The organism is Streptomyces sp. NPDC085937 (genome assembly GCF_044540535.1).
Taxonomy (GTDB): Bacteria; Actinomycetota; Actinomycetes; order Streptomycetales; family Streptomycetaceae; genus Streptomyces.
The window spans coordinates 202,019-214,627 of sequence record NZ_JBITSH010000001.1 but is presented as its reverse complement, the minus strand read 5'-3'; the positions used below and the strand labels follow the sequence as shown (position 1 = coordinate 214,627).

The 12,609-nt window shown below is 74.3% G+C and carries 12 protein-coding genes; 7 read left to right on the top strand and 5 right to left on the bottom strand.

The window, feature by feature from the left end:
* Nucleotides 1–2: 2 nt before the first annotated feature.
* The 5 genes from ACIF8S_RS00900 to ACIF8S_RS00880 are packed head-to-tail and all read left to right on the top strand — an operon-like array spanning nucleotide 3 to nucleotide 5,358.
* Entirely contained in the window at nucleotides 3–1,292 is a 1,290-nt protein-coding gene (locus ACIF8S_RS00900) for a hypothetical protein (protein WP_399996550.1), read from the top strand.
* Nucleotides 1,293–1,299: 7 nt separating this feature from the next.
* Nucleotides 1,300–2,247, top strand: a complete 948-nt coding sequence (locus ACIF8S_RS00895) for a glycosyltransferase family 2 protein (RefSeq protein WP_399996549.1) — start codon at nucleotides 1,300–1,302, stop codon at nucleotides 2,245–2,247.
* A gap of 11 nt (nucleotides 2,248–2,258) precedes the next feature.
* Entirely contained in the window at nucleotides 2,259–3,464 is a 1,206-nt protein-coding gene (locus ACIF8S_RS00890) for a polysaccharide pyruvyl transferase family protein (RefSeq protein WP_399997051.1), read from the top strand.
* On the top strand, nucleotides 3,461–4,036 hold the full coding sequence (locus ACIF8S_RS00885; protein WP_399996548.1) for a dTDP-4-dehydrorhamnose 3,5-epimerase family protein: 576 nt from the start codon (nucleotides 3,461–3,463) through the stop codon (nucleotides 4,034–4,036). Before ACIF8S_RS00890 ends, ACIF8S_RS00885 begins: the two co-directional genes overlap by 4 nt.
* Nucleotides 4,033–5,358, top strand: coding sequence for a glutamate-1-semialdehyde 2,1-aminomutase (locus ACIF8S_RS00880; RefSeq protein WP_399996547.1), 1,326 nt, complete (start codon nucleotides 4,033–4,035; stop codon nucleotides 5,356–5,358). Before ACIF8S_RS00885 ends, ACIF8S_RS00880 begins: the two co-directional genes overlap by 4 nt.
* Before the next feature lie 24 nt (nucleotides 5,359–5,382).
* Here the strand turns inward: ACIF8S_RS00880 and ACIF8S_RS00875 are convergent, their stop codons facing one another.
* The 5 genes from ACIF8S_RS00875 to ACIF8S_RS00855 form a co-directional block, all read right to left on the bottom strand.
* Nucleotides 5,383–6,054 (bottom strand): phosphatase PAP2 family protein, encoded by a 672-nt coding sequence (locus tag ACIF8S_RS00875; protein ID WP_399996546.1) that lies wholly within the window; start codon nucleotides 6,052–6,054, stop codon nucleotides 5,383–5,385.
* A 78-nt stretch (nucleotides 6,055–6,132) separates the two neighbouring features.
* Nucleotides 6,133–6,933, bottom strand: a complete 801-nt coding sequence (locus tag ACIF8S_RS00870; RefSeq protein ID WP_399996545.1) for a GNAT family N-acetyltransferase — start codon at nucleotides 6,931–6,933, stop codon at nucleotides 6,133–6,135.
* A gap of 24 nt (nucleotides 6,934–6,957) precedes the next feature.
* A complete protein-coding gene (locus tag ACIF8S_RS00865; protein WP_399996544.1) occupies nucleotides 6,958–7,797 on the bottom strand; it encodes a GNAT family N-acetyltransferase in 840 nt (279 codons plus the stop codon).
* A 259-nt stretch (nucleotides 7,798–8,056) separates the two neighbouring features.
* The gene (locus ACIF8S_RS00860) at nucleotides 8,057–8,251 is read right to left on the bottom strand and encodes a hypothetical protein (RefSeq protein WP_006133547.1); all 195 of its coding nucleotides are present in this window, start codon (nucleotides 8,249–8,251) and stop codon (nucleotides 8,057–8,059) included.
* A gap of 98 nt (nucleotides 8,252–8,349) precedes the next feature.
* The gene (locus tag ACIF8S_RS00855) at nucleotides 8,350–9,159 is read right to left on the bottom strand and encodes an SDR family NAD(P)-dependent oxidoreductase (RefSeq protein WP_399996543.1); all 810 of its coding nucleotides are present in this window, start codon (nucleotides 9,157–9,159) and stop codon (nucleotides 8,350–8,352) included.
* 178 nt (nucleotides 9,160–9,337) lie between these two features.
* Between ACIF8S_RS00855 and ACIF8S_RS00850 the strand changes: the two genes are divergently transcribed.
* Both ACIF8S_RS00850 and ACIF8S_RS00845 read left to right on the top strand, forming a co-directional pair.
* Nucleotides 9,338–11,182: a thiamine pyrophosphate-requiring protein gene (locus tag ACIF8S_RS00850; protein WP_399996542.1), complete on the top strand. Its 1,845-nt coding sequence runs from the start codon at nucleotides 9,338–9,340 to the stop codon at nucleotides 11,180–11,182.
* Nucleotides 11,183–11,207: 25 nt separating this feature from the next.
* A complete protein-coding gene (locus ACIF8S_RS00845) occupies nucleotides 11,208–12,584 on the top strand; it encodes a cryptochrome/photolyase family protein (protein WP_399996541.1) in 1,377 nt (458 codons plus the stop codon).
* The last annotated feature ends 25 nt before the right edge of the window (nucleotides 12,585–12,609 follow it).

Below are 12,609 nucleotides of genomic sequence, written 5' to 3'. Positions count from 1 at the left end.
GGATGGCCACCGAGGGGGACAGGACGACGACGCCGGCGCGGCCGGCCCGCACCGTGACGCGGGCCGTCGCGGGGCGGCTGTCGTGGGGGCTGGCCGACCAGGCGGCCTCCAGCCTGTCCAACTTCGCCGTGGGCGTGTACGTGGCGCGCTCGCTGGGACTGACCGCGTTCGGCGTGTTCAGCCTGGCCTGGGTGACCTACGGCGTGGTGCTCAGCGTCTCCCGGGGAGTGGCCACCGACCCGCTCGTGGTGCGCTTCAGCGCCGTGTCCGATGCGTCCTGGCGGCAGGCGGTGGCCCGGTCGACGGGCACCTCGCTGGTCGTCGGTGCCGGCATCGGGACGCTGTGCCTGGCGTTGTGGCCGCTGCTCGGCGGCAGCGTGGGCGCCGCCTTCGCCTGTCTCGGCGTCGTCCTGCCGGGGCTGCTGCTGCAGGACGCCTGGCGGTACTCGTTCTTCGCGGCCGGCGTCGGCCGGAAGGCGTTCGTCAACGACGTGGTGTGGGGTGTGGCGCTGATCCCCGCCATGGTCGTGGCGGCCCAGGTGGGCACCGTGCCCGCGTTCGTGCTCGCCTGGGGCGGGTCGGCGGCGGTGGCGGGCGCGTACGGCTGGCTCCAGTCCCGCATCCGGCCGCGGCCCGCGGGGGCGCGGCCGTGGGTCCGCGACCACCGTGACCTCGGCTTCCGGTACCTGGTCGAGAACACGTGCGTGAGCGGAGCGAGCCAGCTGCGCGCGTACGGGCTCGGCGCGATCGTCGGCGTCGGCGCGGTCGGTGTCGTCCGGGGCGCCGAACTGCTGCAGGGTCCGTTCACGGCCGTGCTGATGGGGCTGACGCTGGTCACCGTCGCGGAGGCGGCGCGGATGCTGCGGCAGGCCCCGCACCGGCTGGGCCGGTTCTGTCTGCTCCTGGGCGGCGGTCAGGCGGTCGCCGCCCTGCTGTGGGGCGGCGTGCTGCTGCTGATGCCGGACCCGGCTGGGGAGCTGGTCCTGGGAGACGTCTGGCCCGCCGCCAAGGAACTCATTGTTCCGGCCACCCTCAGTGTCGCGGGGGCCGGTGTCGGTACCGGAGCGGCCGCCGGGCTGCGCGCGCTCGGCGCGGCCCGGCTCAGTCTCCGGTGCCAGGTCTTCGCCTCGGTCTGCTACGTGGGCCTCGGGATCGGCGGTGCGGCCCTCGGCGGCACCGTCGGCTCGGCCTGGGGGGCCGCCGCCGCATCGGTGTGCGGATCGGCCGCGTGGTGGCTGCACCTGAAGATCGCACTGCGCGAGCACCACCGAGATCTCTCATCCGTGAAGTGAGGACGTCATGACCGCGCAACCACGGCTGAGCATCGGCCTTCCCGTGTACAACGGCGAGGAGTACCTCGCCGAGTCGCTGGAGGCCCTGCTCGGCCAGACGTACGAGGACTTCGAGTTGGTCATTTCCGACAACGCGTCGACCGACGGGACCGAGGACATCTGCCGGCGCTACGCCGGGCAGGACTCGCGGATCCGGTACATCCGGCTGCCCCGGAACATCGGCGCCGCGCCGAACCACAACTACGTCTTCACCGAGTGCCGTGGCGAGCTGTTCAAGTGGGCCTCGCACGACGACCTGTACGCCCGTGACCTGCTGAGGCGCTGCGTGGAGGCGCTGGACGAACGCCCGGACGTGATCCTCGCGCACAGCGACCAGGCCGTCATCGACCAGGACGGCAAGGTCAAGGTGCCCTACGCGTACACGCTGAACACCGGCTCACCGCACGCTCCGGAGCGCTTCCGCAGCCTGCTGTTCGAGCCCGGCGGTGACGACTTCTACGGCGTGATGCGGGCCGACGTGCTGCGGCGGGTGAAGCCGCACGACAGCTACCACCACGCGGACCGCACGTTCGTCGCCGAGATCACCCTGCACGGCCCCTTCCACCAGGTGCCGGAGCTGCTGTACTTCCGCCGCGACCACCCCACCCGCGCCGAGCGGGCCAACCCCTCCAAGCGCGCCCGCTGCGTCAACCTGGACCCGCGCCGGGCCGGGCCCCTGCACCCGACACCCCGGCTGCTCGCCGAGTACGCCTGGGGTTTCGTGTCGGCGGTCAAGCGGGCGCCGCTGTCCGCCGCCGACCGGCGCGCCTGCTACCGGCATCTGGCCGCGTGGGCGACCAGCCGCGTCCGGCCGGGCGCCGGCGAGCGGGTCGAGGACCGGGCCCTGGTGGATCCGGCCGAGCACGCGGTCTCCGTCGACGCCCTGGTCGCCGGACGCGAGAGGGGGGACGTGTGACGTCCCCTCGTGTGGGCATCTTCGGCCTGTTCGGCTCGGGGAACGTCGGCAACGACGGGTCGCTCGAAGCCGTGCTGGACCACCTGCGTGCCGCGCACCCGGACGCGGTCGTGGACGCCCTGTGCGGCGGACCCGAGACCGTCACGGCGCGGTACGGGATTCCGGCGACCCGGCTGCACTGGTACCGCGGCGAGTACCGCACCGCCTCGCGGCTGAAGGACATCGCGGGCAAGGGCCTGGGCAAGCTCGTGGACGCCTTCCGCATCGCGGCCTGGGTGCGCCGGCACGACGTGGTGGTCGTGCCGGGCACCGGCATCCTGGAGAGCACGCTGCCGCTGCGGCCCTGGGGCCTGCCGTACTCGCTGTTCCTGCTGTGCGGGTGGGGCCGGGTGCTGAGCGCCCGGGTCGCGCTCGTCGCCGTCGGTGCCTCCGGGACCGGCAGCCGGCCGGTGCGGCTGCTGACCCGGTGGGCGGCGCGGCTGGCCGCGTACCGCTCGTACCGGGACACCCTGTCCCGCGACGCGATGCGGGCCATGGGCGTGGACACCACGGGCGACCAGGTCCACACGGACCTGGTGTTCGCCCTGCCGACCCCGCCGCGGGGCGAGCTGTCGGGCCCGCCCGGGCCGGTCTGCGTCGGCATCATGGACTTCCACGGCAGCAACGACGAGCGGGACCGGGCGGAGGAACTGAACGGCCGTTACCTGGACGGCATCACGCGGTTCGTCGGCGCGCTGGCCGCGGAGGGCAGGCCGGTGCGGCTGCTGACCGGTGACGACGTGGACCGGCCGGTGGCCGAGGCGATCATCGAGGCGGTGGACTCGCCGATGGTCACCGCGGCCGCGACGGCGTCCCTGGGCGACCTGATGAAGGAGATGACGGTCGCCGACGCGGTGGTGGCGACCCGCTACCACAACCTGGTCTGCGCGCTGAAGGTCGGCACCCCGGCGCTCGCCGTGAGCTACGCGGCCAAGAGCGACCGGCTGATGGCGGACATGGGCGTGGGCGCCTACTGCCACTCGGCGCGCGAGATCGACGCCGACCGGCTGCTGGAGCAGTTCCGGGAGCTGGAGCGGGACCGGTCGCGGGTGCGGCGGATCCTCGCCGAACGCAACCCGGTGCTCGTGGGGCGGGTCCGGCAGCAGTTCGCCGCGCTGTCCGCCCTGTTACCCGGGTCCGACCCCGCCCCGGCCCCCGTACGACAGGAGACCCCATGAAGGTGACCGAGGTCCCGGCGATCGCCGGGGCGTTTCTGTTCGAGCCGACGCCGTTCGCCGACGAACGCGGCTTCTTCTGCCGGACGTTCGACGCGGACGTGGTGCGTTCCGCGGGCATCGACCCGGACGCCTTCGTCCAGGACAGCCTGTCCCGCTCGGTGCGGGGTGTGGTGCGCGGCATGCACCTGCGGTCCGGCGCCGGCGAGGCCAAGCTGGTGCGCTGCTCGTCCGGGCGGATCTTCGACGTGGTCGTGGACCTGCGGCCCGGCTCGCCGACGTACCTGGGCCGGGCCACGTTCGAGCTGTCCGGCGAGACGCAGGCGACCCTGTACGTCCCGGCGGGCTGCGCGCACGGCTTCCAGGCGCTGACGGAGACCGCCGACACCTCGTACCGCATCGACCGGCCGCACGATCCGGCCGAGGACGTGACGATCGCCTTCGACGACCCCGAACTGGCCGTCCCCTGGCCGCTGCCCGTCACGGCGACGTCCGCACGCGACCGCAAGGCGCCGGGACTGGCCGAGGCGCTGAGGACGCTGGAGGCGCGGCGGGCGGGGGTGAAGCAGGCGTGAGTGGCGAGGAATTGCGGCTGCCCCGGTCGCAGGCGGTCAACGAGCGGCTGCACGCCCTGATCCCCGGCGGCGCGCACACCTATGCCAAGGGCGACGACCAGTACCCGCAGGACCTGGCTCCGGTCATCAGTCACGGGCGGGGCGCCCATGTGTGGGACGTCGACGGCAACCGCTACATCGAGTACGGCTCGGGGCTCAGGTCGGTGAGTCTCGGCCACGCCCATCCCCGGGTCCTCGAGGCGGTACGGCGGGAGCTCGACCGCGGCGGCAACTTCGTGCGGCCGTCCGTGGTGGAGGCGGAGGCGGCGGAGCGGTTCCTCGCCACGGTGCCGACCGCCGAGATGGTGAAGTTCGCGAAGAACGGCTCGGACGCGACCACGGCGGCGGTGCGCCTCGCGCGCGCCGTCACCGGACGCGCCCGGGTGGCGCTCTGCGCCGACCATCCGTTCTTCTCCGTCGACGACTGGTTCATCGGCACCACGCCGATGTCCGCGGGCATCCCGGCGGAGACCACCGAGCTGACCGTGACGTTCCCCTACGGCGACCTGGCCGCCACGGAGGAGCTGCTCGACCGGTACCGGGGCGAGATCGCCTGCCTGATCCTGGAGCCGGCCGCGCAGACCGAGCCGCCGCCCGGCTACCTCGCCGGGCTGCGCGAGCTGGCCGACCGGCACGGCTGCGTGCTCGTCTTCGACGAGATGATCACCGGTTTCCGCTGGTCGGAGGCGGGCGCCCAGGGCCTGTACGGGGTGGTCCCCGACCTGTCCACGTTCGGCAAGGCGCTGGGCAACGGCTTCGCGGTGTCCGCGCTGGCCGGGCGCCGCGCGCTGATGGAGCGGGGCGGGCTGCGCCACGACGAGGACCGGGTCTTCCTGCTGTCCACCACGCACGGCGCGGAGACGCACGCCCTGGCGGCGGCGATGGCCGTGCAGGCCACCTACACCGAGGAGGGCGTCACCGCGCGGCTGCACGCGCTGGGCGAGCGGCTGGCCGCCGGGGTGCGGGACGCGGCGGCCGCGATGGGCGTGGACGGCCATGTGGTGGTGCGGGGCCGGGCCAGCAACCTGGTCTACGCCACTCTGGACGAGCGGGGGCGGCCGTCGCAGGAGTACCGGACGCTGTTCCTGCGCCGGCTGCTGACGGGCGGGGTGCTGGCGCCGTCGTTCGTGGTGAGCGCCGCGCTCGACGAGGCCGATGTCGACCGCACGGTGGACGTGGTGGGCCAGGCGTGCGCGGTGTACCGGAAGGCGCTGGACGCGGGCGACCCGACGCCGTGGCTGGGGGGACGGCCGGTGCGGCCGGTGTTCCGCCGGCGGGCGTGAGGCGCCGGGTCGGGTGAGGTCCCGTCAGCCGGTCCGGTGGCGGCAGGCGTCGGCCGTCCGGTCGACCGCCCACGCCACCACCGGCACCACCGCGAGCGCGGTGCCCCAGCCGCCGACGGTGTCGGTCGGGTAGTGCGCTCCGGTGGCGACCTGCGCCCATCCCATGGCGGCTCCGGCGGCCGAGGCGGCGCCCAGTACGAGCGCCGTCCCGGCCGTGGGCCCGAGGCCGAGCCGGCCCGTCGCGAGCAGCGCGACGGTGAGGGCGAACGCGGTGAGGAAGGCGGTGTGGCCGCTGGGGAAGGCGAGGTTGTCGTCGCCGTTGATGGTGCGGGCGGCCAGCGGCTTCAGCAGTTTGGTCACGCCGACGGCGGCACCGCTGCCGGCGACGAGCAGCACGGCCGCGCGCTGCCACCGCAGCAGCAGGCAGCCCGTCACGCCGGCCGCGAGCAGGAGCAGGGCGCCCGCCGGGTCGCCGAGGAAGTCCGTCGCGGAGGCGATGTGCCACCACGGGGCGCCGGCCCCGTACGCCGCCTCCCCGATCCGGGCGTCCGTCCGGCCGGGCCCGGCGTCACCGGCGTAACGCATGCCGAGCACGAGGACCACCAGCGCGGCGAGCGCGGCCACGGCCGCGAGCCGTCCGCGGAGCGCCGCCGGAACCACCGGCGGCACGACCGCCCTGCCGTCCGTCACCGTCACCGTGCCGCCCACCCCCGCGAAACGTCCCTAGTCAGCCTAACCGACGCCGGGATGCGGGGAGTTGGCGGACGGACTGCGTCAGGGGGCGGGCGGCGCGAACAGGTGGTACCCGGACACCGTGGTGAACTCCAGGCGCCGGTAGAGCGGTTCGCCCGCGGGACTGGCGACGAGGGCCGCGTGGCGCATGCCGCGGTCGCGCCCGGCGCGCAGGGCCGCCTCGGTCAGGGCCGCGCCGATCCCGCGACGGCGGTACTCCTCGGCGACATGGACGAGGAAGATCCCCGCCACGTCGTACGCCGAGATCACCGTGGCGGTCCCGATCACGCGCCCTTCGTCGAGTGCGGCCAGCCGGTCGATGACCCCGTTGTCGGCACGCCGCGCCTCGATGCGCGCCAGGTCGGGCTCGATACCGGGGACGGCGCCCATCGACGTGCTGTAGACGCGCACCACGTCCGCGAGCAGGCCGGGCCCGGCCTCGGGAACGATCCGTACGCCCTCCGGTGTGCGCGGTGCGGGGCCGAGCCGGTCGAGGGGGCGCGCCATCACCGGGAGGGACCCCAGTTCGGTCATGCCGTGCCGGGTGAGCGCCTCCCGCGTGCCCACGGGACTGTCCTCCCCCACCCACCACCACCAGGGCACCCCCGCGAGCGCCTCGCCCGCTGCGGTGACCGCCTCCCCCGCCTCCGCCGGTCGCCGCAGCCGGACCACCCCGTTGAACTGCGGCTGGGCGAGGCCGCTGCGGAAGTGGTCGGTGACGCCCGTCGCCCGCACCTCTTCTCCCCAGCCTGTCAGGTACTGGCGGAAGTTGGCGTACACCCGGTCCAGAAGTCCGGCGTGCCGGGTGTCCGGTCCGGCGTCCGTGCGCACGGTGTCGTTCATGCTGGTCGTCCTTCTCGTCAGCGCCTACGGCGTCACGATGCGGTAGTCGGCCACCGGCCGGTAACCGATGCGCAGGTAGAGGCGGTTGCTCACCGGGTTGGACAGGTCGGTGAACAGCAGTACGTGCTCCGCGCCCGCGTCGCGCGCGGCGCGGGACACGGCGATGGTGACCGCCGCGCCGTACCCGCGCCCACGGTGCGGGGGCGGCACGTACACCGGGGTGATGCGGGCGGTGGCGGCCACGACGGTGGTCGTGGCGGCCGTCGCGACGGGCTCGCCGTCGACCGACCAGATCCGCCAGCCGCCCTCGGCGATCCGCTCGTCGACGAACCGGTCCAGATCCGCGCCGAGCGATCCCGCCTCGGCGACGAAGCGGTCGCACCAGGCGCGCAGCAGGGCCCGGTCGTCCCCGGTCGCCACGCGTGCCGCTCCCGGCGGCGCGTCGACGGGCGGGGCGAGCCGGTCCAGCCGGTGCAGACGCAGGCGGGGCCCGGCGCCCGGGGCCGCGCCCGTCTCCTTCTCCCAGGCCTCCTCGAAGGCGCGCACGGACGCTTCGTCGCTCATCAGCCCGGCGTGCGGGTGGGCGTGGGTGAGGAGTGACCGGGCCAGGTCGCGCACGGCGTCCGGCGGGAGGGCGGTGGCGACCGTGAGGTGCGGCGTCCCGACGAACGCGGCCGTCACCGGGGCGTCGGACGCCTCACGCCACCAGCCCAGGCGGGCGGCCGTCCCGGCGCCGGCGAGCGGGGCGCGTTCGAGCGAGTCGAGCGCGGACAACAGCATCGTGTGCCGGTCGGGCCGCGCGGAGACGAAGGCGCCGGCCTCCCGCCGGAACAGTTCGGGACTGCCGGTGACGGACCATGCCATCGTCGCGCTCTCCTGCTGTCGGTGCCGGGGTGCGGAGGTCGCCCCCGTGAAGGGTCCGCCGCACGCCGTGGGGGTGTGCACGGCGTACAGCGACCGCCGTCATTCTGCCTCCGGCACGCGCGCACCGTCCACGTGATAGATGTCATACATAATCCATTTGCGCCTACGGCCCACAGCCTGCGTCCAGCTCTCCGGTGCCCGGGCACGCGCGAGGGGCGCGCCGTGGCTCACGGCGCGCCCCTCCTCGGTCGACGACTTCTCAGGCCGGATGGTCCGGCTGCTGCTCCGGGGGCTTGCCGCCGCCCCGGCCGCCGCCCTTGTTGCCGCGGTCGGTGCCGTGGGCGTGGCCTCCGGCTCCCCGGCCGGGCTGGGACGCCTTGCGGGCCTCGCTGTCCTGCGGAGTGGCCCCGCCCTTGTCACTGCGCCGCAGCTCGGGCTGTTGCGGGTTCGACATCGGCTTCCTCCTTGCGTCGCCTGCGCCTCGATGGCCTGCCGCTCACCGGGTGACTCGTGGTCCCGCGCCGAAACACCCGGCCCGGACGCGTCCCCGGATCACTTCTGTCCGGAGCCCTCGCCGTCCCCCGTCCCCGGCTCGGCCATCCGCCGGTGGGCCGCCGCCTTCACCCCGTCGGGCAGTACCTTCCCGGCCAGGCCCTGTGCCTTGGTCATCAGCGACCCGGTGACGGCCTTCTTCTCACCCTTCACGATCGCCTCGAACGCCTGCTCGGCCACCTGCGCGGGGGCGTCCTTCTTCATGGAGCCCATGCGGGTGTCCTCGCTCATGTCCGCCCGGTCGAAGAACTCGGTCTCCGTCGGACCCGGCATGAAGGACGTGACGGTCACACCCGTGTCCTTCACCTCCTCCGCCAGCGCCTGGGCGAAGGACTGCACGAACGATTTGGACGCGTTGTAGACCGGCTGGAAGGAGCCGGGCATCTGCGAGGCGACGGACGAGGTGAAGGCGAGCCGCCCCTCGCCGCGCGCCACCATCGCCCGCAGCAGCGGCTTGGCCAGCCGGACGGTCGCGGTGACGTTGAGGTCGATGACCTCCTGGTCGTCGGTGAGGTCGGTGTCGACGAAGGCGCCGCCCTGGCCGACCCCGGCGTTCAGCGCGGCGACGTCGACCGTCAGGCCGTCGAGCGCGTCCAGGAGCAGGAACCGTCCCTCGCCGGTCCGCAGATCGGCGCGCACCGCGCGCACCTCCGCGCCCGACTCCCGCAGCTCCCGGGCGGCGGACTCCAGCTCGTCGTCCTCGGCGTTGACCACGAGGTCGTAGCCGTGCGACGCGAACTGCCGGGCCAGCTCGAGGCCGATGCCGCTGGACGCGCCGGTGATCAGTGCGAGTGGCCGTGTGTCAGTCATGCCGGACGAGTAACCCCGCCGGTCCGGGTCACGCACCCCGTCCGGCGCGGGCGACGTTTCCCGCCCACCCGCTCGGTTACCCGCGCGGTGGCGCACCCCGCACGCCGGGACCGCGCCGCACCCCCACGTCCGGCGCCGGGGACGGTCGTCCGCCGGCGGGAGCAGAGACGGAGCTCGCATGGCCAGTACGAAGGTGTCCGACTTCATCCTCCAGCGCCTGCGCGACTGGGATGTCGACCACGTCTTCGGCTACGCGGGCGACGGGATCAACGGGCTGCTGGCCGCCTGGGGCCGCGCCGACAACAAGCCGAAGTTCGTGCAGGCACGGCACGAGGAGATGGCCGCCTTCCAGGCGGTCGGCTACGCCAAGTTCTCCGGCAAGGCCGGCGTGTGCGCGGCGACCTCGGGACCCGGCGCCATCCACCTGCTGAACGGGCTGTACGACGCCAAGCTGGACCACGTGCCGGTGGTGGCGCTGGTCGGGCAGACCAACCGCAGCGCGATGGGCGGCTCCTACCAGCAGGAGGTCGACCTCGCCGCGCTGTTCAAGGACGTGGCGTCCGACTTCTGCGAGACGGCGACGGTCCCCGAGCAGCTGCCGAACCTGATCGACCGGGCGTTCCGCACCGCCTACGCCCGCCGCACGGTCACCGCGGTCATCCTCCCCGGTGACGTGCAGGAACTGGACTACAGCCCGCCCACGCACGCCTTCAAGATGGTGCCCTCCAGCCTGGGCCTCGGCCGGTCGGCGCCGGTCCCCGCGGACGAGGACCTGCAGCGGGCCGCCGACGTGCTGAACGCGGGTGAGAAGGTCGCCGTCCTGATCGGGCAGGGCGCGCGCGGCGCCCGCGAGGAGGTCGAGCGGCTGGCGGACGTGCTGGGCGCCGGGGTGGCCAAGGCGCTGCTCGGCAAGGACGCCCTGCCCGACGACCTGCCCTACGTGACCGGCTCCATCGGGCTGCTGGGCACCCGCCCCTCCTACGAGCTGATGCAGGGGTGCGACACGCTGCTGATGATCGGCTCCAGCTTCCCGTACACGCAGTTCCTGCCGGAGCTGGACCAGGCACGGGCCGTGCAGATCGACATCGACCCGCACATGATCGGCCTGCGCTACCCGAACGAGGTGAACCTGGTCGGCGACGCCCGCGAGACCCTGCGGCGGCTGCTGCCGCGCCTGCACCGCAAGGAGGACCGGACCTGGCGGGAGGGGGTCGAGAAGAACGTCGCCCGCTGGTGGGAGGTGATGCAGCGGCGCGCCGCCGTCAGCGCCGACCCGGTCAACCCGGAGTACGTCGTCCACGCCCTGGACGGCCGGCTGCCCGACGACGTGATCCTCGCCGCCGACTCCGGTTCGGCCGCCAACTGGTACGCCCGGCACCTGCGCCTGCGCGGCCGGATGCGCGGCTCGCTGTCCGGCACCCTCGCCACGATGGGCCCCGGTGTGCCGTACTGCATCGGTGCGAAGTTCGCCCATCCCGACCGGCCGGCCGTCGCCCTGGTCGGGGACGGGGCGATGCAGATGAACGGGATGATGGAGATGGTCACGGCCGCGAAGTACTACCGCGAGTGGTCCGACCCGCGGCTGGTCGTCGCCGTGCTGAACAACGGCGACCTCAACCAGGTCACGTGGGAGATGCGCGCCATGTCCGGCGCCCCGCAGTTCGAGGAGTCGCAGCACATCCCGGACCTCCCCTACGCGGACCTCGCCCGGAGCATGGGCCTGGACGGGGTGCGGGTGGAGAAGCCGAAGCAGGTCGAGGACGCCTGGGACCGGGCGCTCGCCGCGGACCGGCCGTTCGTCATCGACTTCCGCACCGACCCGGCGGTGCCGCCCGTCCCGCCGCACGCGTCCCTGGACCAGATCGAGGCGGCGGCCACCGCGATCCTCAAGGGCGACAGCGACCGCGGCTCCATGGTGAGGCAGGGCCTGAAGGCCAAGGTCCAGGAGATGCTGCCCGGCACCCGCCACCGCTCCGACCGCCCCGGCGCCGGACCGGACGACAGCGGCGGGGGGAACGGGTGACGCGCCCGGCGCCCGGCCTGACGCCGTGACCGTCGCCGTGGTCCTGTTCACCGCGGACCTGCGCCTGCGCGACCATCCGCCGCTGCACGCGGCGCTGCGGTCGGCGGACGAGGTGGTGCCGTTGTTCGTGCTCGATCCCGGCATCCACACGGCCGGCTTCGACGCGCCGAACCGGCGGGCCTTCCTCGCCGACTGCCTGGGCGACCTCGACGCCGGCCTGCGGCGCCGCGGCGGCCGGCTGGTGGTCCGCTCAGGGCCGGTCGTCCGGGAGGTACGCGCGGTGGCCACCGCGTGCGGGGCCGCCGAGGTGCACCTGGCCGCGGGCGTCACCGCGTACGCCCACCGCCGTGAGGAGCGGCTGCGCCGGGAGCTCGGCACCGCCGGCGTGGCCCTGCGGGTGCACGAGACGGTGATCACCGCCGTCGCCCCGGGTGCGGTGACCCCGGCCGGCTCGGACCACTTCGCCGTGTTCACCCCGTACTCCCGCCGCTGGTCGGAGCGGCGGCTCCGCGAGCCGCTCGCGGCCCCTCGCGCCGTGCGCGTGCCCGACGGGGTGCGCGGTGAGCCGCTGCCCGGCCGCGCGGACGTGCCGGGCACCTCCCCCGGTCTGCCGGCGGGAGGGGAGACGGCCGGCCGGGACCGGCTCGCGCGGTGGACACGCTCCGGGGGCATGGCCGCCTACGAGGAACGGCACGACGACCTCGCGGGCGACGCCACCTCGCGGCTGTCGCCGTACTTCCATTTCGGGGCGCTGTCCCCGGCGGAGGCGATCCACCGGGCGCGCGGGCTCGGAGGTCCGGGCGCGGAGGCGTTCGTCCGTCAGCTGTGCTGGCGGGACTTCCACCACCAGGTGCTGGCGGCCCGGCCCGAGGCGTCCTGGCGGGACTACCGCACACGCGACGACCGGTGGCGCGGCGAGGACGACGCCGCCGAGGACATCGCCGCGTGGCGGGACGGGCGGACCGGCTACCCGATCGTCGACGCGGCCATGCGCCAGCTGCGTCACGAGGGCTGGATGCACAACCGGGCGCGTCTGCTGACGGCGAGTTTCCTCAGCAAGACGCTGTACGTCGACTGGCGGATCGGTGCCCGGCACTTCCTGGACCTGCTCGTGGACGGCGACGTCGTCAACAACCAGCTCAACTGGCAGTGGGCCGCCGGCACGGGCACCGACACCCGTCCCCACCGGGTCCTCAATCCCACGGTCCAGGCCAAGCGGTTCGACCCGGACGGCGCGTACGTGCGCCGCTGGGTCCCGGAACTCGCGGACGTCGCCGGCGGGCGGATCCACGAACCGTGGCGGTTGCCGGAGGACGCCCGTACGGCGCTCGCCTACCCGGCCCCGATCGTCGACCTCGCCGACGCCCTCACCCGCTTCCGGCACGCGCGGGGCCGTGACTGAGGGGCGAGTCCCCCGCCGTCCGTCT

What these genes read in the sequence shown, in the direction of transcription:
- ACIF8S_RS00900 (WP_399996550.1), top strand. Translation starts at nt 3, where the DNA reads ATGGCCACCGAGGGGGACAGGACGACGACGCCGGCGCGGCCGGCCCGC.
- ACIF8S_RS00895 (WP_399996549.1), top strand. Translation starts at nt 1,300, where the DNA reads ATGACCGCGCAACCACGGCTGAGCATCGGCCTTCCCGTGTACAACGGC.
- ACIF8S_RS00885 (WP_399996548.1), top strand. Translation starts at nt 3,461, where the DNA reads ATGAAGGTGACCGAGGTCCCGGCGATCGCCGGGGCGTTTCTGTTCGAG.
- ACIF8S_RS00870 (WP_399996545.1), bottom strand. Translation starts at nt 6,933, where the DNA reads ATGAACGACACCGTGCGCACGGACGCCGGACCGGACACCCGGCACGCC.
- ACIF8S_RS00865 (WP_399996544.1), bottom strand. Translation starts at nt 7,797, where the DNA reads ATGGCATGGTCCGTCACCGGCAGTCCCGAACTGTTCCGGCGGGAGGCC.
- ACIF8S_RS00860 (WP_006133547.1), bottom strand. Translation starts at nt 8,251, where the DNA reads ATGTCGAACCCGCAACAGCCCGAGCTGCGGCGCAGTGACAAGGGCGGG.
- ACIF8S_RS00855 (WP_399996543.1), bottom strand. Translation starts at nt 9,159, where the DNA reads ATGACTGACACACGGCCACTCGCACTGATCACCGGCGCGTCCAGCGGC.
- ACIF8S_RS00850 (WP_399996542.1), top strand. Translation starts at nt 9,338, where the DNA reads ATGGCCAGTACGAAGGTGTCCGACTTCATCCTCCAGCGCCTGCGCGAC.